This window comes from Micromonospora sp. CA-244673 (genome assembly GCF_050948395.1).
GTDB lineage: Bacteria > Actinomycetota > Actinomycetes > Mycobacteriales > Micromonosporaceae > Micromonospora.
In genome coordinates this window covers 4,147,415-4,167,374 of the sequence record NZ_CP192019.1, presented here as the reverse complement: position 1 = coordinate 4,167,374, position 19,960 = coordinate 4,147,415, and the positions used below count along the sequence as shown (strand labels likewise).

General features: G+C 74.4%; 7 protein-coding genes. 3 read left to right on the top strand and 4 right to left on the bottom strand.

The window, feature by feature from the left end; all coding sequences use genetic code 11:
• Positions 1 to 17: 17 nt before the first annotated feature.
• Positions 18 to 809 carry an SDR family oxidoreductase gene (locus tag ACQP12_RS19360; protein WP_433280754.1) on the bottom strand — a complete coding sequence of 264 codons (792 nt, stop codon included), beginning with the start codon at positions 807 to 809 and terminating at the stop codon, positions 18 to 20.
• 31 nt (positions 810 to 840) lie between these two features.
• Here ACQP12_RS19360 and ACQP12_RS19355 point away from each other — a divergent pair, with 31 nt between their 5' ends.
• Positions 841 to 1,344: a winged helix-turn-helix transcriptional regulator gene (locus ACQP12_RS19355; protein ID WP_433280752.1), complete on the top strand. Its 504-nt coding sequence runs from the start codon at positions 841 to 843 to the stop codon at positions 1,342 to 1,344.
• A gap of 9 nt (positions 1,345 to 1,353) precedes the next feature.
• Here the strand turns inward: ACQP12_RS19355 and ACQP12_RS19350 are convergent, their stop codons facing one another.
• Positions 1,354 to 2,586 carry an SLC13 family permease gene (locus ACQP12_RS19350; RefSeq protein ID WP_433280749.1) on the bottom strand — a complete coding sequence of 411 codons (1,233 nt, stop codon included), beginning with the start codon at positions 2,584 to 2,586 and terminating at the stop codon, positions 1,354 to 1,356.
• 108 nt (positions 2,587 to 2,694) lie between these two features.
• Here ACQP12_RS19350 and ACQP12_RS19345 point away from each other — a divergent pair, with 108 nt between their 5' ends.
• Both ACQP12_RS19345 and ACQP12_RS19340 read left to right on the top strand, forming a co-directional pair.
• Positions 2,695 to 8,490, top strand: coding sequence for a TIR domain-containing protein (locus ACQP12_RS19345; RefSeq protein ID WP_433280747.1), 5,796 nt, complete (start codon positions 2,695 to 2,697; stop codon positions 8,488 to 8,490).
• Positions 8,491 to 8,730: 240 nt separating this feature from the next.
• A complete protein-coding gene (locus ACQP12_RS19340; protein ID WP_433280745.1) occupies positions 8,731 to 18,396 on the top strand; it encodes a calcium-binding protein in 9,666 nt (3,221 codons plus the stop codon).
• Between the two features lie 51 nt (positions 18,397 to 18,447).
• On the opposite strand, the gene ACQP12_RS19335 is transcribed toward ACQP12_RS19340, so the two are convergent.
• Both ACQP12_RS19335 and ACQP12_RS19330 read right to left on the bottom strand, forming a co-directional pair.
• Positions 18,448 to 19,287 carry a PhzF family phenazine biosynthesis protein gene (locus tag ACQP12_RS19335; RefSeq protein ID WP_433280743.1) on the bottom strand — a complete coding sequence of 280 codons (840 nt, stop codon included), beginning with the start codon at positions 19,285 to 19,287 and terminating at the stop codon, positions 18,448 to 18,450.
• A gap of 16 nt (positions 19,288 to 19,303) precedes the next feature.
• Positions 19,304 to 19,846 (bottom strand): GNAT family N-acetyltransferase, encoded by a 543-nt coding sequence (locus ACQP12_RS19330; protein WP_433280741.1) that lies wholly within the window; start codon positions 19,844 to 19,846, stop codon positions 19,304 to 19,306.
• Positions 19,847 to 19,960 lie beyond the last annotated feature (114 nt).

The window sequence follows — 19,960 nt, the reverse complement described above, 5'->3', positions numbered from 1 at the left end:
CCTTACCGGTGGGGCGGTCAGACCGTCGGGATGGTGCCACCGTCGATGACGTGCTCGGCGCCGACGATCGCCGAGGCGCGGTCCGAGACGAGGAAGGCGACCAGGTCGGCCACCTCGTTCGGGTACGCGGGACGGCCCAGCGGGATGCCCCCGAGGCTGTCCATCAGGTGCCCGAGGGCGGCGTCCCGGTCGACGCCGGAGGCGGCGGCCAGCCGGTCGATCAGCGCGTCGGCCGCCGAGGTCTGGATGAACCCCGGTGCCACGCTGTTGACCCGGATGCCGTGTGGGGCGAGTTCGTTGGCGAGCCCCTTGCTGTAGGTGGTCAGCGCGGACTTCGCGGCGGCGTACGCCAGGGTGGCCTCGTGCAGCGGCTTGCGCCGCTGGATGGACGAGACGTGCACGATGGCGCCCCGGCGGGCCTCGATCATGGCGGGGACGAGCCGGTGGTCCAGCCGTACCGCCCCGAGCAGGTTGAGGTTGAGCTCCTCCAGCCAGGTGGCCTCGTCCAGGGCGGCGAACCCGCCGCCGGGGGCGTGCGAGCCGCCCACCACGTGCACCAGGATGTCCACGCCGCCGGCCGCCGACAGCCGGTCGGCCACCGTCTCCGCGCCGCCGGCCGTCGCGGTGTCCGCGGCGATGAACAGATCGGGGTACGGGTGGGCGGGCGGCTGGTTCCGGGCGGTGACGAAGACGGTCGCCCCCGCCTCGCGCAGCCGCTCGGCGATCGCCCACCCGGCGCCCTTCGTGCCGCCGGTGACCAGGGCGCGCCGGCCGGCGAGCGAGTCCCGGTCGGGCAGGGGCGGTGCCATGGCGTGTCCTCTCCTCGGGCAGCGAGCACGCATGGCAGGGAAGATCCGCCTGGAGGACCGCGAGTGCCCGCTCTCGGCGACGCTCGGCGTGGTCGGCGAGTGGTGGACCCTCCTGATCCTGCACGACGCGTTCGACGGCTACACCCGCTTCGAGCAGTTCCAGGAGAACCTCAGCATCTCCTCCAGCATGCTGACCAGCCGGCTCCGGACCCTCACCGCCAACGGCCTGCTGGAGCGCCGCCGCTACCAGACCCGCCCCGACCGGCACGAGTACGTCCTCACCGAGCTGGGCCGCAGCCTGCGGCCGGTGATCGTCGCGCTCGCCGCGTGGGGCAACTCCCGCCTCGACCCCGAGCGGCGCAGCATGATCCTGGTCGACCGGGAGACCGGCGCGGAGGTGGAGCCGGTCGTGGTGGACCGGGCCACCGGCCGCGAACTGGACCCCGAGCACTTCGTCTTCGCCGCCGGACCCGCCGCCGGCCCGGTGATGCGCGCCCGGTACGCGGGTGTCACGCCGGACCGGCGGCGGAGCTGACGCCTGAAGTCAGGACCCGGGGCCGAGCAGCAGGGCGGCCACGGTGGCCGCCGTGGCGAGGGCCGCGAGCGCGGCGCTGGTGGCCACGAACCGGCCCAGCGGCACCGCCACCCCGGCGGCCCGGCAGCGCTCGTACCAGATCAGCGTGGCCAGCGAGGCCCACGGGGTGGCGAGCGGGCCGACGTTGGTGCCGATCAGCAGAGCGAGCAACTGGGTGTGCCGGTCGGTGGCGATGACCGCCTCGCCGGCCAGGTAGGCGGGCAGGTTGTTGACCACGTTGGCGAAGAGCGCGCCGACGCCGCCGGCCCGCAGCGCGCCCTCCGCGCCCGGGTCGGTGCCGATCAGCGTGCCCAGCACGGTGTCCAGACCGTGCCGGCTGATGGTCTGCACCACGAGGAACAGCCCGGTCACGAAGACCAGCAGCCGCCACGGCACCAGCGCGAGCCGCAGGCTGCCCCGGGCGCGCAGCGCGAACCCGGCGACCAGGATCGCGGCGGCCACCCCGGAGGCCAGTCCGATCTCGACGCCGACCAGGATCCCGGCCACGAACAGCAGGCAGGCGGCGAGCGCGATGCGATAGAGCGCCCGGTCCGGCGGCACGTGCGGCGGCGGCGGGACGAACGGATCGGCGCCGGCGCGGGCCGGCCGCCAGTACCACCACCACAGCAGCAGCATGGTGATCACGATGGCGACCAGCTGCGGCCACCACATCCGGGCCGCCCACGGCACCGGCTCCAGGCCGATCCGGTCGCTGGCCAGGATGTTGGTCAGGTTGGACACCGGCAGCAGCAGGCTCGCCGTGTTGGCCAGCCACACCGTGGTCATCGCCAGCGGAGTCGGCGGCACGCACAGCTTGCGGGCCAGGGCGATCATCACCGGGGTGAGCAGGACGGCCGTGGTGTCCAGGTTGAGCACGATGGTGGTCACCGAGGCGAACCCGACGCAGAGCCAGAACAGCGCCCGGTAGCTGCCCCGGGCGGTGATCGCCACCCGGGCGGCCAGCGCGTCGAACACCCCGGCCACCGCGGTCAGCTCGGCCAGCACCACCACCGTGCCGAGGAAGATCAGGATGGGTACGATCCGGCGTACGGTGCCCTCGGCGTCGGCCCGGGGGAGCAGCCCGGTGAGGACGCAGACGACGCCCACCACGGCCAGCCCCAGCGCGATCCAGTCCAGGACGTGCAGCCGCCCCCAGCGGCTGCGGTCCGGTGCGGCGGACGGCGGCTCGCCCACGGTCTCCACGAGGGATGATCCTCGCACACCCCCGCCCGGCCCGATTGGCCCGACGCGGTCACCGCTGCGGCTGCCGAGGGTGTCCACGGATTGACGGTCAGTGGCCATAATGATCGGGTGGCTGTAGGCGCGCACCCGACCCGGTCCGACCGCCCCATCGACTTCTTCATCAGCTACTCACCCGCCGACGAGCGCTGGGCGACCTGGCTGGCGTGGGAGTTCGAGGCGGCCGGCTACCGCACCCTGCTCCAGGCGTGGGACTTCGTGGCCGGCACCAACTTCATCGACTTCATGGACCGCGGGGTCCGCGAGGCCGAGGTGGTGGTGGCGGTGCTGTCCGAACGCTACCTGCACTCGACCTACGGCAAGCTGGAATGGCAGGCCGCGCTGCGCGCCGACCCGGACGGCACCGGCAACAAGCTGGTCACCGTGCGGGTCGAGGACTGCCCGATCGACGGCCTGCTCGCCACCATCACCTACGTCGACCTGGTCGGCGTGAGCGATCCGGCGCAGGCGCGAGGCCGGGTGCTGGACCGGATCCGGCAGGCCCTCGACGGCCGGGCCAAGCCCATGCGCCAGCCGGCCTTCCCGCACCATCCCGCCGACCCGGCCGGAGTGCTCGCCGCGCCCGCCACCGGTGCGCCCGCGCCGCGCCGCGCCCGGCGTACCCCGATCAACCCGCCGCCGTTCCCGCCGGCCGCGGCCGCCGTGCCGACGGCGCGCGGCACCCTGACGGTGCTCCAGGTCGCCGGGCCGCGCTTCGGTCGCGGGGTGATCGAGCCGGGCGCCCCGGTCACGCCGGGCGAGCTCCAGGAACACCTGATGGGCGACCTCACCCTGCTGTTGAACGACGGGGTGCCCCGGCCGGACCTGCTGGTGGTGGCCGGCAACCTGACCGAGTCGGGCAGCCCCCGGGAGTTCTCCGACGCGCTGAGCTTCCTCACCGGGCTGCGGGTGCTGCTCGGCCTGGAGCCGCACCGGCTGGTCGTGGTGCCCGGCCCGCGCGACGTCACGATGGCCGCCAGCCGCGCCTACTTCGCCACCTGCGAGGCCGACGACGTCGACCCGCAGCCGCCGTACTGGCCGAAGTGGCGGCACTACGCGCGCCTGTTCGACGAGCTCTACCAGGGCCTCGAGGACCGCATCTTCGACAGCGAGCAGCCGTGGACCCTCTTCCCGGTGCCGGACCTGCGGGTCGTGGTGGCCGGGCTGAACTCCACCGTCGCGATCACCCACCGCGAGGAGGACCGGTACGGCTTCCTCGGCGAGGCCCAGTCCACCTGGTTCGCCCAGCGGCTGCGCCACTACCAGCAGTCCGGCTGGCTGCGACTCGGCGCCATGGCGCACGCCCCCGGCCCGCGCACCCCGTACGCCGACGAGGTGGCCGTGCCCGACGGGGTGTCGCTGCGCGACCGCGGCTCGTTCAACCGGCTGGTCGGCCCGATGCTCAACCTGCTGCTCGCCGACGCCGCGCCCGGCCCCCGGGTCGACCCGGTGGTGCCGCTGGCCACCGCCTCCCGCGACGGCCGGGCCCAGGTGCTGCGGCTCGGCGCCGACGGGATGACCCGTTGGGTGCTCGGCCGCGACGACCGGCACGACGTGGGCGAGCCGACCCGGCTGAGCTGGCCGCGGGCCGACGCGACGTTCGGCGCGGCCGGCCCCGCCCAGGTGCCCGACCCCCGGCAGCCCACGGTGGTCGAGGGGCCCACCCAGAGCGCCGCCGCCGGCCCGCCGGCCGTGCCGGCCGGGCCCGCGCCCGCCCCGCTGGACCGCCTCCTCGACCGGCTCGCCGAGGTCTGCGAGGCCCGCCACGACCGGGTGGTGGTGCGGCGGGTCGAGGCCGACCCGCCGCACCTCTACGTCACCTACCGTGCCGACGGGGTGGTCCGGCAGCAGCGGGTCGGGGCGCACGTGGGCACCCCGTTCCCGGCCGACGTCGACCATTTCGCCCGGCGGGTGCACGCCACCGACCCGGACATCCCGTCCGAGCTGGTCTACGACGGCGACCGGGTGCCGCGCGGGCTGGCCGAGGCGGCGCAGCGGCGGGGGGTGCGGCTGCTGCACCTGACCGAGTTCCAGGGCCTGCTCGACCTGCGCGACTACGTCGCCGCGCAGACCGCCCGCCTGCAGGCCGACCGGCTCTACCCGCCGGGCCAGTACGTGCCGCAGCGCTACCGGCACCTGGTCGGCGCCGACCAGCGGGTCCGCGAGGACGTGGTCGACGAGCTGCTGGAGCTCATCTCCGCGCCGGACGGCCGGTTCGTGCTGGTGCTCGGCGACTTCGGCCGGGGCAAGACCTTCGCGCTGCGCGAGGTGGCCCGCCGGCTGCCCACGGCCGCCCCCGACCTGATCCCGATCCTGGTGGAGCTGCGCGCCCTGGACAAGGCGCACTCGGTCGACGGGCTCGTGGCCGCGCACCTCGCCAACCACGGCGAGCAGGTGATCGACCTCAAGGCGTTCCGCTACATGCTCCGCCAAGGGCGGATCGTGCTGCTCTTCGACGGCTTCGACGAGCTGGTCGCCCGGGTGACCTACGACCGGGCCGCCGACCACCTGGAGACGCTGCTCCAGGCGGCCGAGGGCCACGCGAAGATCGTGGTGAGCAGCCGGACCCAGCACTTCAAGACCAACTCGCAGGTGCTGACCGCCCTGGGCGAGCGGGTCGGCCTGCTGCCGCACCGCCGGGTGCTGGCCATCGAGGACTTCACCCCCGGCCAGATCGAGACCTTCCTGCGTAACCGCTACGGCGGCGACGAGCGGGCCGCCCGCGAGCGGCTGGACCTGCTGGCCGGCGTGAAGGACCTGCTCGGCCTCTCCCGCAACCCGCGGATGCTCGGGTTCATCGCCAACCTCGACGAGGGGCGGCTGGCCGCCGTGGCGGGCGCGGGCGGCACGTTCAGCGCGGCGGCGCTCTACCGGGAGATCCTGGAGTCCTGGCTGGACTTCGAGGAGCGGCGCACCCAGGGCATCCCGGGCGCCCCGGTGAGCCTGCGCCGGCCCGAGCTGTGGCAGGCGGTGAGCCGGCTGGCCTTCCAGCTCTGGGAGAGCGGCGAGTCCTACCTGCGGCTGGCCGAGCTGGCCGAGGCCGCCGGCCAGCTCGCCGGGCTGGCCGACTCCCGGCTGTCCGGGCCGCAGGCGATCCACGCGGTGGGCGCCGGCAGCCTGCTGGTCCGCACCGACGACGGGCTGTTCGGCTTCATCCACACCTCGGTGATGGAGTGGCTGGTCGCCGAGGGGGTCGCCGCGCAGCTCAACCGGGGGGAGGAGCCGGCCGCGCTGGCGGTGCGCCCGCTGTCCGCGCTGACCGTGGAGTTCCTCGGCGACCTCGCCGACCCGGGGCGCTGCACCGCCTGGACCGCCCGGGTGCTGGGTGACGAGGCGGCCGGCGAGACGGTCCGGGCCAACGCGCTGCGGCTCAGCGCCCGGCTGCGGCTGCCCGACCGGGCCGACCTGCGCGGCGCGGTGCTGCGCGGCGAGGACCTGTCCCACCGGGAGCTCGCCGGGGCGGACCTGACCGGCGCCGACCTGACCGACACCCGGCTGGTCGCCACCAACCTCACCGAGGCGCGGCTGGAGCACGCCCGGCTGCGCGGCGCCCGCCTGGACCAGGCTCGCCTCGCCGGAGCCGACCTGCGCGACGCGGAGCTGGCCGGCGCCCGGCTGTTCCGCGCCGACCTGCGCGGCGCCCGGATCGCCGGCAGCAGGTGGCACCGGACGGCGCTCATCGACGTGAGCGCCGACGCGGCGCTGCTGCGCGCGCCGGAGCTGCGCGGCGCCGTGGTGGCCCCGGGCCGTCCGGTCGCGCCGGGCCTGGCCCCGCCCGCCGTGGGCGTCGCGTACGGCTTCGTGGTGGGCCGGTTGCCGGTGCCGGTGGCGTACAGCCCGGACGGGGCGGTGCTCGCGGTGGGCAGCGACGACGGTGGTGTGCTCATCTGCGACACCGCGGCCGGTCTGCCGGTGCGTACCCTCCAGGGCCACCGGGGCCGGGTCTACGCGGTCCGCTTCGACGCCGCCTCGCACCAACTGGTGACCGGGGCGGCCGACCTCACCGTACGGCTCTGGGACGCCGACCACGGCGACGTGCGGCACGTCATCGAGGACGTCTTCGACGGCTGGGTGTGGCCGCTGCTCACCGACGGCGAGCGGGGCCGGCTGGTGGTCGGCGACGCGGCCGGCGTGGTCCGGCTCTACGACACCCGGACCGCCCGGCTGCGGCAGGAGTGGCCCGGCCACGCGGCCCCGATCTGGGGCACCTCGTTCAGCCCGGACGGCCGGCGGGTCGTGGTGGTCGACAGCGCCGGCGTGGTGCGGGGCTGGGACATCCCCTCCGGCCGGCTCGCGTTCGAGGTGCGCGAACCGGAGGTGGTCTACCGGGTGGTGCACAGCCCGGACGGCCGGCTGCTGGCCGCCGTCGGCCAGCACGGCCGGGTCTGGATCCGCCGGGCCATCGACGGCGAGCTGCTGCGCCAGCCGCGCGGCCACGAGGCCGACGTGTACGCCCTCGACATCCACCCCGACGGCACGCTGATGGCGACCGGCGACACCCACGGCGCGCTGCGGCTCTGGGAGCTGGAGACCGGCCGGCCGGTGCGGGTGCTCGGCCGGCAGCGCGGCGCGATCTACAGCGTCCGGTTCAACGGTGACGGAAGCCTGCTGGCCACCGCCGCCAGCGACGGGGCGATCCAGATCTGGGACAGCGCCGACGGCCAGCCGCGCCACGAGCTGACCCGGCACCGCGGCTCGGTCTGGCCGGTGGTCTGGCGGCCCGACCAGGCCCAGGTGGCGACGAGCAGCAACGACGGCACCACCCGGCTGTGGGACGTACGCTCCGGGCAGCTCCAGCACACCCTGCGGGGGCACGGCCGGCGGGTCACCGCGCTGTCCTTCCGGGACGACGGCGAGGTCCTGGCGGCCTGCGGCAACGACGGCGTGGTCCGGCTCTGGGAGCCGCGCACCGGCCGGCTGGTCCGGCAGCTCGCCAGCCCGGCCGACCGGCTGCTCTCGGCCGTCTTCTGCCCGGGCGAGTCGCTGGTCGCCGCGCCGAGCGGCGACGGCGGCGTGCACCTGTGGAACACCGACACCGGCCTGGACGAGCGGGAACTCAACGTGGACACCGACCACGTCTGGGCGACCGCGTTCAGCCCCGACGGCGACGCCCTCGCCACCGCCAACGACGACGACACCGTGCGGCTGTGGTACAGGCGTACCGGCCGGCACTTCGCCACCCTCACCCCGCACCGGGGCCGGGTGCGCGCCATGACGTTCAGCCCGGACGGCGAGACCATCGCCACCGGCTGCGACGACCAGCTCGTCCGGCTCTGGGACGCGGCCACCGCGACCTGCCGGCTCACCCTCGAACACCACACCGACCGGGTGTACGCGGTGTCCTTCAACACCGACGGGACGCTGCTCGCCAGCGCCAGCAACGACGGCGTCGCCGTGGTCTGGGACGCGCTCACCGGCGAGCGGCGCACGGTGCTCACCGAGCACACCGGCCGGCTGTGGTCCTGCGCGTTCAGCCCCAACGGCAACCTGCTCGCCACCGCCGGCGACGACCTGGTCATCCGGCTCTGGGACCCGGGCACCGGCCGGCTGCACGGCACGCTGGCGGCACACACCCGGCGGGTCTGGTCGGTGGCGTTCAGCCCGGACAGCAGCCTGCTGGCCAGCGCCGGCGACGACGGCACGGTGCGGCTGTGGGACGTGGCCGACCCGGAGCACGCCCAGCTCCGGGCCACCCTGATCGGCCTGCCCGACGGCTGGGCGGCGGTCAGCCCGGACGGCCGGTACAAGCTGGACGGCGACCCGGGCGGCCAGTTCTGGCACGTCATCGGCACCTGCCGGTTCGAGGTGGGTGAGCTGGATCCGTACCTGACCCAGGTGCGGCGGCTGTCCGTGGACGCCCCGTTCTGAGCCGGCCGGCGCTCGCGCGAGGTGACCCTTACCAGCGCCGGCGCCGGCCGTTTCGTTACACGCCTCGACGGGTTCTGGCTGACTGCTCAGTCCGATCACGACACTCGGCGAAATGACCTGAGCCGATCAGTTTGACGCTGTGTCACGATCTCGACACAGAAGTTGTGAGTCTCCTCCGCGATCGATGTGCTGGCGCGGGACCAGCGCCGTCGGTGACGGCCATCGAGGAAGAGGTGGCTCATGGTGGCTCTACGGCGGCTGCTCGCCGGCCTGACCGCGGCGGTGGTGACCGCCGCGCTCGCCCTGGTGTGGACGGCGGCGCCGGCCCACGCGGACGAGGCGTGGGAAAGCGCGCTCAAGACCCTGATGTCCCGCACCGCCACCTGGGCCGAGGGTGGGCTGTCCCGGGTCGGCCTGCTCGGCCAGCCGCTGCCGCTGCTCGGCGTCAGCCCGGGCGCGCTCGTGGACACCGACAAGCTTGCCCGCAAGGCGTCCGACGCGCTGGCCGACGGCCTGACCAAGGACGACGTGGACCTCGGCGGCGGCACCCGGTTGACCAGCACGGTCACCACCAGCGGCGGCGACCACCTGCTCGACGTGGTGGTCACCACCAAGCGGCAGGTCACCGCCAAGGACCTGGCGGTCGGCGGGGTGACCGTCGCCAAGGCGGTCGACGTCACCGGCTGGGCGACCCTGCACCTGCGGGCCCGGCACACCGCCGCGGGGGAGACCTACCTGGTCCGCGACGGGGACACCCCGCGCCTCGACATCGACGCCGCGGCGAACCTCCGCGCCGACCTGGACCAGGCCACCGCCTCGGTCGGCATCCTCGGCGTCACGCTCACCGCCGGCAGCACCCTCGCCGCCCGTACCCACGTCAAGGTCACCGTCACCGACCCCAACGGCGACGGCCGGCTCGCCTTCGACACCGGCGCGGGCGCCGGGACCGGTGAGCTGGGGGCGGCCGGCTCCCTCGGCGGGCTGGTCCAGGTCGCCCTGGACAACTCCGGCGGCGGCCGGATCTCCGACACCGAGAGCGAGCCCGGCCCCGGCTCCGTGCACGGCCAGGTGAACCTCGGCGCGGCCACCGCCGGCGCCCCGTTCGACCTGCCCGCCGTCGCCGCCACCGTGAAGGTCGACTGGAACGACATCAGCGTGGGCAGCCCGACCGTCACCACCACCGGCCTCGACGAGACCATCGCCAAGTTCCGGAACATGAGCCCGCTGGACCTGGCCTCCGGGCTGGCCCAGCTCGCCACCCTGCTCAGCGGGGTGCAGCAGAGCGGGCCGGCCGGCAACCTGAGCCTGCCCTTCCTGCGTGGGACCTTCGCCGACGCCGTGAAGGTCAACGAGAAGCTCACCGGCTTCCTCAAGAAGTACGTGCACCCCAAGCCGGACGACCCGGGATTCGACCCGGCCACCGACGACCCGGCCAAGGCCGGCCAGCCGAAGTTCAGCTCGATCCAGCAGCTCGTGGCGCTGCTCGCCGCCGAGGGCCTGCCGGTCGACAACCTGTCCTTCGCCGGCGAGAAGCTCGTCTTCCGGGTGAAGCTGGAGCGGGAGTCCACCGTGGCGGTGCCGCTGGACCCGGGCGCCGCCTCGGTCTCCGGCCGCGACGCCACCTTCACGGCCAAGGGCTTCAGCGTCGACGGGAACCGGTTCACCCCCGACGAGCTGGTCGGCCAGCGGGTCGTGGCGGGCACCTCGGCCGGCACCATCGCCGCGAACACCGCCACCACGGTCACCCTGGCGGAGAACTGGATCGGTGGGCAGCCCGGCCCGGACAGCGTCTGGGTGATCAGCGGCTCCAGCCCCAACATCGGCGCGGTCGAGCTGGCCGGCACGCTCACCAAGCCGGCCGGCGGGGACAAGAAGGTCGGCCTGCGGGCCGCCAACGCCCAGGCCAGCTTCGCCACGGTGAAGCCCCGCTACAGCGCGGCGGTCACGCTCGTGCTCGACCTGCGCGACGACCTCGGCAGCCCGGAGGCCAACGCGGACCGGGTGCTGCTGCGCACCGACCCGGCCACGCCGCTGTTCGCCGCCGACTTCCCGATCGCCACCGGCGTCGACTTCTTCGCCACCGCCGGCTTCCTCAAGGTCAAGCTCGGCGGTGACCTCACGGTCGGCCCGGCCGCGAGCGGGCAGCGGATGCTCCAGGTCAGCTTCAAGCAGGCGCAGGACATCAGCCTCGGCGAGCTGTTCCGCCGCTTGCAGTCCGCGCCGGGCGACCTGCTCGCCGTCTCCTCCTCGGTGAAGACCACCGGCCGCGTCACGGTCAGCGTGCCGGGCGCCACCGGCGCCCTCGGCCAGGGCGTCGGCGTGGACGTCAGCTGGAAGGCCGGCGAGCAGCCGGTGGTGGACACCAGCAGCCTCGACGGCATCTTCGCCGTCGACTTCAACCCGGACGACCCGAAGGCCCTCTTCGCGGTCGTGGTCGAGGCCCTGCGGCTGGTCAACGCCGCCCTCACCCAGCCCGGCGGCGGCAGCGGGCCGTTGAACACAGAGATACCACTGCTCGGCCGCTCGGCCCGGGAACTGCTCGGCGCGGACGAGAGCGGCGTGGGCAAGGGCGTCACGTTCACCGCGGCCGGCGCGAATTTCCTGCTCAAGGACACCAACCGCAGCGGCGACGCCGGCTTCGACCCGCGACTGGCCGGGCGGACCCTGGTGATCGGCAGCAAGGCGTACCGGGTGCTGGAGCGGGTGGACGGCCAGACCCTGCGGGTCGACGCGGCCGGCACACCGAAGCCCGCGGACGGCACGGCGTACGCGCTGCGGCCCGAGCTGGCCGACGCGCTGGACAAGCTGCTCGCCGCGCCCCCGGACACCCTCCAGGACGCCCTCGACCAGCTCAACAAGGCGATCGGCGAGGACAGCGGGATCCAGTTCACGCTCGACGAGCGGGCCGGCGGCCCGTACCTGCGGGTCGGGCTGGACTGGAAGCGCAACGTGCGCACCGCCGGGCCGCTCGCCTTCGCCTGGGACGGCGCCCGCGAGCTGGTCAGCCTGGACAGCTCCGGCACCTTCGCCCTCGACGTGGACGCCCAGGCCAAACTGGGCCTGCTGCTGCCGCTGAAGCTCAACGCGGCGCCGCTGCTGGACAAGAACTCCTCGGCCAAGGTGACCGTCAAGGGCGGGGTCGACGACGCCGCCCTGGCCGCCCGGGTCGGCCCGCTCGCCCTCGACCTCGGCAAGGACCCCGACTTCGCCACCGTCAAGGCGAACCTCAGCGTGGGCCTGGGCGGGCTCGCCGCCGACGGGCCGGTCACCGACCTGCTCGGCCTGACGCCGACGTTCACCACGGCGGGCGTGGACTGCGGCGGCGGGGTCGGCGGTGACACGACGCCGATCTGTGCCCGCGCGCCGCTGTTCGTCAACAACTGCGAACCCGCCGACGCCACCAACCTGCTCACCTTCACCATGGGGCTGGACCTGGCGCCCCACGCGCAGACGCCGGACCTCACCTCCTGCTTCGCCAACCTGTCGCTGAAGCTGACCGACTTCAACGTCGGCATCGACGGCTACCTGGCCAAGGTGGAGGAGGCGCTGCGGCTGGCCAGCTTCGACGGCAAGCTGCCGCTGGTCGGCGACGACCTGCAACAGGGCGAGAAGTTCGTGGCCCAGTTGCGCGCGGACGTCAAGGCGGCGATCGGCCCGGTGCTGGCGAACGCCACGCTGGACAGCGCCGGCATGCAGACCGCGCTCAACGACGTGCTGGCCGACCTCGACCCGGGTGTGAGCGCGGTGGTCGGCTGCCGCAGCGGGGCGGCCACCCCCTGCCAGCCGGAGGACTTCCAGTCCATCCGGATCAAGCTGACCGCCTCGCGCGGGGCGCCCTCGGCCGCGGCCGGCTGCACCGACGCGAGCGACAGCGACACATGCCTCGGCGTCAACGTCCCGCTCGACCTGGGCATCCCCGGCCTGTCGCTGAAGGCCAAGAAGGGCGCGCCCGACGGCATCCAGGCCAAGCTCGGCTGGAAGCTGCACCTGGACCTGGTCCTCGACCGGGACGAGGGCTTCTACGTACCCACCCACGACGGGGACACGGCCCCCGAGGTGCAGATCGGCGCCACCTTCGACATGACCGGCGACCTGGCCGCCCAGCTCGCCTTCATCCAGGTGAACGCCACCAAGCAGGGCACCGCTCCGCTGGTGCGGGCGTACTTCGGGGTCGACCTGAAGGGCTCGCCGGGGGAGAAGAGCTGCTTCGACCCGACGGTCGCCGCGGACTGCGCGGCCGACGCCGACGCCAAGCTGACCCTCGCCGAGTTCGCCGACCTGGGCTCCCTGCTCGCCACCGACCTCACGGCCCAGGTGAACATCGACTGGAAGCTGGCGGCGGCGGTCAACACCGGCGACGAGGTGGGCTCCGCGCTGCCCGGCATCAGCGCCCGCTTCGGGCTGAAGTGGGGCCTGGAGCACAAGCAGGGCGGGCTGAGCGCCACCGGCGGTGGGGTCACCACCCCGCTCCAGGTGACGTTCACCGACATCGCGCTGGACGCCGGCGCCTTCTTCAGCAAGATCCTCAAGCCGGTGGTGGAGAAGCTCAAGGCGGTCACCGGCCCGCTCCAGCCGGTCATCGACACCCTGTACGCGCCGATCCCGGTGCTGTCGGACCTGTCGAAGGCCACCGGCGGGCCGGACATCACCCTCGTCTGGCTGGCCAAGACGTTCAGCACCCTCACCGGCGGCCCGAAGCTCGACTTCATCGACACCGTCCGCGCGGTGATCACCTTCGTGAACCGGATACCGGACTGCGACGCCGGCTGTTCGATCCCGCTCGGCCAGTTCCTGGTCGACCCGGCGAAGGCGCTCACCACCGAGGCCTCCCCGGCGTCGGCGGAGAGCCTGATCAAGCGGGACGACCCGTTCACCAGCGCGAAGTCCGCTGACGAGGTGAAGTCCGCGGTGGACACCGCCGCCGGGGACGACGGGGAGAAGCTGTTCGCCGCGGGCTCCGACGGGAAGTCCAACGCCCAGAAGACCGGCTTCAGCTTCCCGATCTTCGACAACCCGGGCTCGCTGTTCGGGCTGCTCATGGGGCAGGACGTCGAGCTGGTCAGCTTCGACTCCGGTCCGCTGTCGCTCGGGTTCAGCTGGCGGCAGTCGTTCGGCCCGGTCTACGCCCCGCCGCCGGTGCTGGTCACCCTCTCCGGCAGCGCCTCGGTGACCGCCCGGTTCATCGCCGGCCTGGACACCGCGGGCATCCGGCACGCCGTGGAGGCCGCCACCGACGGCACCGACCTCGACGCGGTCAGCCTCCTCGACGGCCTCTACTTCAAGACGGCCGACAGCACCGGCAAGGCCGTCCCGGTGGTGACCCTGCGCGGCGAGATCGCCGCGGGGGCCGAGGTCAGCGTGCTCATCGTGAAGGCGGGCATCGAGGGTGGCATCCGGCTCACCGTCGGGTTCAGCTGGAACGACCCGAACAACGACGGCAAGTTCCGCACCAGCGAGTTCCTCCAGGCGCTGCTGGTGAACCCGGTCTGCCTCTTCACCACGAGCGGGCAGCTCTCGGTGTTCCTCAAGGTCTACATCACCATCGACCTGTTCCTGTTCTCCAAGACGTTCGACTTCACCCTGGTCGACGCCACCCTGCTGGACTTCCGCGCGCAACCCGACTGCACACCGAAACCACCCGAGCTGGGCGGCACGGTGGGGGACACCCTTGTCGTCTTCGCCGGCAAGTTCGGCAAGAAGGAGCAGCGCGGGGACAAGGCGTGGGACAACGGCGCCGGCACCTACGCCGGTGACGTGGTGAAGGTGTACGCCGTGCACTTCGCCGACGGCGACGCCGACTTCGACGGCTTCGCGGTGGAGGCGCTCGGGCGCAAGCAGGAGTTCCTCGACCCGAACCTGACCCGGGTGGTCGTCGACGGGCGGGGCTACCAGGTCGCCGACGCCGACAAGGTCTCCCTGTCGGTGCTGCTGCTCGGCGACGGTGACACCGGCGGCGACGGCACGAGGACCTCGGCGTTCGACAAGGCGGCCGTGGTCATCGGCTCCGACGGCCGGGACCAGATCCGCACCGGCACCGGGCCGGCCTGGGTGGACGGCCGCGGCGGCGACGACGTGATCGTCACCGCCGAGGCGGCCGGCCAGATCAGCCGGGTGGCCGGCGGCGCCGGCAAGGACACCGTCACCACCGGCGACGGCAACGACGTGGTGGCCGGTGACAGCGACCTCGGCGCCGTGGACCGGCCCGGCACGACCACCGTGCACACCTCGGTCGGCGACAAGGGCCTCACCGGCCTGGTCGACTGGACGAAGCTCACCGCACCGACCGAGGAGACCACCGGCGGGGACGACCACGTCACCGTCGGGCACGGCGCCAGCACCGTCTACGGCAACGGCGGCGACGACATCGTCGGCGTGGTCCTCGACGACCGCCCGAACGGGACGAACCTCCTGGTCGGTGGCCCCGGCGCGGACATCCTCAACGGCGGCAGGGGCGACGACACCATCCACACCGCCGGCAGCGGCGTCCCGGCCGACCCGGACGCCGCCGGCAGCGGCGACGCCGGGCTGGTCAACAAGGTCGACACCGGCTCCGGCCAGGACACCGTGCACGGCAGCGCCGGCACCGACCTGGTCGTGTCCCACTCGGCCAACGGCCAGACCGGCCACCTGTACGGCTACGGCGGCGACGACGTGCTGGTCGGCGGCTACGGCACCGACGAGCTGTTCGGTGGCCCGGACGAGGACTACGTGATCGCCGAGCCGTCCAGCGTCGGGGACCCCGACGGCACCGACGGTTACGGCCCGGCCCGGCAGGTGGTCCACCAGCCGCTGCCGGCCGACACCCAGTCGCAGACCAAGCTGCTCGTGGGCGGCCTGGGCAGCGACCACGTGGTCGGCGGCGACGGCGGGGCCATCGTGTTCGGTGACCGTCGACTGACCGCCGAGACCTGCGCCGACGCCACCCTCGCCGGCGACCAGCCGGCCCCGACCGACCAGGGTTCGGCCGACCTCATCCTCGGCGGGGCCGGGGTCGAGGTGGTCACCGCCGGCAGCGGCGACGACCGCGCCGACCTCGGTGGCGGCGACGACCGGGCGTGCGGCCAGCTCGGCGACGACACCCTGCACCTGGGCGGCGGCGCCGACCGGGCCTGGGGCGGTCCTGGCGTCGACCAGCTGCACGGCGACGACGGCGTCGACCTGCTCTTCGGCAACACGGGTGACGACGGCCTGTACGGCGGCACCGGCGTGGACACCGCCGAGGGCGACGAGGGCGACGACCAGGTCCTCGGCGGCCCGGACGACGACGTGCTCTACGGCGGCGGACGGGTGGCCGGCGTGGCCGACGGCCGGGACTTCGTCTACGGCGAGGAGGGCGCCGACCGGATCGTCGGGGACAACGGCACCCCGCGGATCGGCGACGTCGGGCCGTACCCGCTGGACCTGACCGGGAACGTGCCGGCGGCCGGAGCCGGGGACGTGCTCTCCGGCGGGCCGGACGGCGACGTCGCGTACGGCGGGCTCGGCGACGACCGGGTCGACGGTGACGGCGGGGACGACCAGCTGGAGGGCAACAACGGCGCCGACCTGGTCCGCGGCGGCTCCGGCAAGGACGAGATCGTGGGCGGCTCCAGCCAGGAGCCGGTCGCCGGCACCGGCCGGCCGGACACCGGGGACCAGCTCTCCGGCGACGGCGACGCCGACCTGATCGCCGGGGACAACGCCCGGTTCACGCCGGCCACGGCCGACGCGACCCGGGTCACCCAGGCCCGCGCCGTGCCGTCGCGCAAGGTCACCCTGCTCGACCTCGGGTTCACCCCGGCGGCCGGCACCAGCGGCGGTGACCTGATCTCCGGTGGCGACGCCGACGACGTGATCTTCGGCCAGGGCGGCCCGGACCGGGTGCACGCCGACGCGGGCGCGGACTTCGCCGAGGGTGGCCCCGGCTCCGACTGGGTCGAGGGCGACACCGGCGACGACGACCTGGTCGGCGGCTCCAGCACCGCGTACGACGGGACCGGGGCGACCACGACGGGCCAGCCGGACACCGCGGACGCCCTGTTCGGCGGCCCCGGCTCCGACGCGGTCATCGGGGACAACGGCGCGGTGCTGCGCCCGCTCCCCGGTGAGCAGCCCACGGCCGTCACGGTCCGGCTCGGGGCGGACGGCAACCCGTTCGGCCCGCGGATCGTGGTGCTGCTGGACCGGGCGGCGGCCACCGCCAACCGGTTCGGCGCGGACCGGATCAGCGGCGGCGACGGCGTCGACACCCTCTGGGGCCAGGACGGCGACGACGCGCTGACCGGCGACGGTGACGGCGACTACCTGGAGGGCAACGGCGGCGCGGACGCGCTGCGCGGTGACACCGCCCTCGGCGCGGCGGGCCGGACCACGGTCACCCCGCTGCCCGACCCGGGCTGGCCGGGCGACCCGGGGGCACCGGCCGACCTGGTCGGCGCCGGCGCGCCCGCCGGGCAGGACGACCTGATCGGCGGCAGCGCGGCCGCCGGGTTCCGGGACACCGCTGACGTGGTCGAGGGCAACGGCGCCGACGACGTGCTCCTCGGCGACAACGGTTCGCTGCTGCGCACGGTCACCACGGCGGGCGGCACGGCGGTCGAGCGGGTCTACACCGAGCGGTACCCGACCGGCGCGGTGCCGGCCGACGCCACGGCGGCCCGGACGCACGACCCGGCGCTGCCCGGCCCGTCCACCCGGTTCTGCACCACCGCCCAGGCCACCTGCGAGCCGGCCGGCGCCTACGGCAACGACCAGCTCTACGGGGACGCCGGCAACGACGGCGTCTGGGGCCAGGACGGCGACGACCTCATCCGGGGCGGCGCCGGGGACGACGACCTCTTCGGCGAGCTGGGCGCGGACACCCTCCACGGCGAGGACGGCCGCGACGCCATCCTCGGCGACCGGGGCGGCGTGGTGAACCAGTTCCTCAACGCCGACGACGTGGCGGCGCTGGGCTTCACCGTGACGCTGTCCTCGGTGCCGCAGGAGTCGTTCACCGGGTTCCGGGCCGGCGGCTACGACCGCCGGGTGGACCTGCTGCACGACACCGACGGCGACGCCTGGATCGGCAGCGCCACCTCCGCGCCCATGCCGCACGCCGGGCTCACCGCCGGGGCGGCCGACCTCATCCGGGGTGGCGCCGGCGCGGACAACATCCACGGCGGCTTCGGCGACGACGTGGCCAACGGCGACAGCGGCGGCGACGAGGTCTTCGGCGGCGAGGGCTCGGACGTGCTCTGGGGCGGCAAGGGCTGCGACCCGGTGCTCGACGCGGCCAACCCGCAGTGCCTCGTGAACGGCGTGTTCAGCGCCGCCGCCCGGGGCAACCAGGACCAGTACGTCGACCACCTGTTCGGCGGCGCAGGCGCCACCAGCGGCCCGGCCGTCACCGCGGTGCTCGGCTCCGACCTGCTGGACTTCCGGCCGCGTGGCTCCTACCCGGACAACTGCGCGGCGGGGCCCTGGCCGGTGGACCTGGCCGCGGGCACGGTCGACCCGTGCCGCTGGTTCGAGGCGACGAACCTGGACAACGACGTCCTCGCCGACAACCAGCACCACCACGGCACCGACTGGATCTACGGCGGCTGGGACCGGGACGTGCTCCAGGGCGACGTGACGCAGAACGGGCCGAACAACGGTGACCGGCTGCTCGACTGGAACGGCGCCTACAACCTGTTCACCCACTGCAACTCGGCGTATGGCGGGTTCAACGACGTCCGCCAGCACAGCCCGGCCATGCAGAACTTCCTCGGGCAGGTGGCCTGGGCGACCGGCGCGGGTCGCGGCGCGGGCGACGTGACCACGGCCGGCACGTCGGCCTTCCTGGAACTGGCCCTGACCTACCCGCGGGACAACAAGGACCATGGGGCCGGCCCGGCGTTCCCCGGCACGCCCGGGCACTTCGACACACCGTCCTGCACCGACTGAGCGACGCGTCCGGGGCCCGGCTCTCCTTCGGGGAGCCGGGCCCCGGCGTGCTCAGCCCGGCATCACCACGGCGTTGCCGGTCACCCGGATCCCGCCGGTGGCCGGCACGTCGACCACGAGCAGGCCCGGCCGGCCCAGGTCCGCCCCCTGGTGCAGGTGAAGCGTGGTCGGCGGTTCGACCAGACCATGGGTACGCAGGTAGCCGCCGAGCGCGGCGGCCGCCGCGCCGGTCGCCGGGTCCTCGACGACGCCGCCGACGGGGAAGGGGTTGCGGACGTCGAACCGCGTGCCGGAGGTGCGCCGGACCAGCGCCACGGTCGTCCAGTCCCGCCGCCGCATGAGGTCACGCAGCCGGTCGAAGTCGTAGTCGAGCGCGGCCAGCCGCTCCCGGGTCGCCGCGGCCAGGATCAGGTGGTGCGCCCCGGCGTACGCGACGCGGGGCGGCAGCGACGGATCCAGGTCCGCCGCGGCCCAGTCCAGCGCGGCGAGCGCCTCGGCGAGGTCGTCCGCCGCCACCGGGATGTCGGAGGGCGCCACGCTGGTCAGGGTCGCGGTGGGTCGTCCGTCGGCGTCCCGGGCGGTGGCGACCGGAACCGCTCCGGCCCGGGTGCGGAAGACCAGATCGCCGGTGCCGGCGCGCTCGGCGACGGCCACCGCGGAGGCGATGGTCGCGTGACCGCAGAACGGCACCTCGGCCTGCGGGCTGAAGTAGCGCACGTCGAACTCGCCGGGGCCGGCGGCGGTGAGGAACGCCGTCTCGGAGTATCCGACGTCGGCGGCGATGGCCTGCATCTCCGGGTCGGTCAGGGCGCCCGCGTCGAGGACCACGCCGGCGGGGTTGCCCGCCGACGGGTCGGTGGTGAAGGCGGCGTACCGCAGGACTTCCGTCATGGCGCCACCGTACGCGTCAGCCGCCGGCGGGCCCCGTCCACCGGATCTCGCCTTCGTGCACCACGTCGGTGGCGGACAGGCCGGCGGCGGTGGCGACGGCGGCGGAGGCCCGGTGCTCCGGATGGATGTGAGCGATGACGATGCGCACCTCGTGCCGCCCGAGCCAGGCCACCAGCCCGCGGGCCGCCTCGCTGGCGATGCCCCGCCCCTGCCACGGGGTGCCCACCACCCAGGCGATCTCCGCGACGCGCTCGTGCACCGGGCCGGTGACGGTCGCCTGGACGGTGCCCACGAGGCACGCCTCGTCGCGGAGCCGGATCACCCAGTTGCACCACGAGACCGCCGGGTCGGGCGACCCGGCGACGAGGCGTTCATAGCGCTCCCGCAGCGCCGCCGGATCGGCCGGCGCCCCACCGATGAACGCGTGCAACGCCGGGTCACCCAGCACACCGGCCATCTCCGCGGCGTGCTCCACACCCAACGGCAGGAGATCCAACCGCCCGGTCCGAATGCCCCCGGCCTCCACCACGCCCACCCCCCAGAAGAACCCGGCCCACACGCTATCCCGACCCGCCCACCCCGCCCCGGGGCCCGCGCACCCGCGCCCGCCCCCGTCGATCATGAAGTTGTTGCCTCGGATTGCGCTTCCCGGTGGCAACAACTTCATGATCAC

Coding starts and splice junctions, on each gene's coding strand:
- ACQP12_RS19360 (WP_433280754.1), bottom strand. CDS start 809: ATGGCACCGCCCCTGCCCGACCGGGACTCGCTCGCCGGCCGGCGCGCC.
- ACQP12_RS19355 (WP_433280752.1), top strand. CDS start 841: ATGGCAGGGAAGATCCGCCTGGAGGACCGCGAGTGCCCGCTCTCGGCG.
- ACQP12_RS19340 (WP_433280745.1), top strand. CDS start 8,731: ATGGTGGCTCTACGGCGGCTGCTCGCCGGCCTGACCGCGGCGGTGGTG.
- ACQP12_RS19335 (WP_433280743.1), bottom strand. CDS start 19,287: ATGACGGAAGTCCTGCGGTACGCCGCCTTCACCACCGACCCGTCGGCG.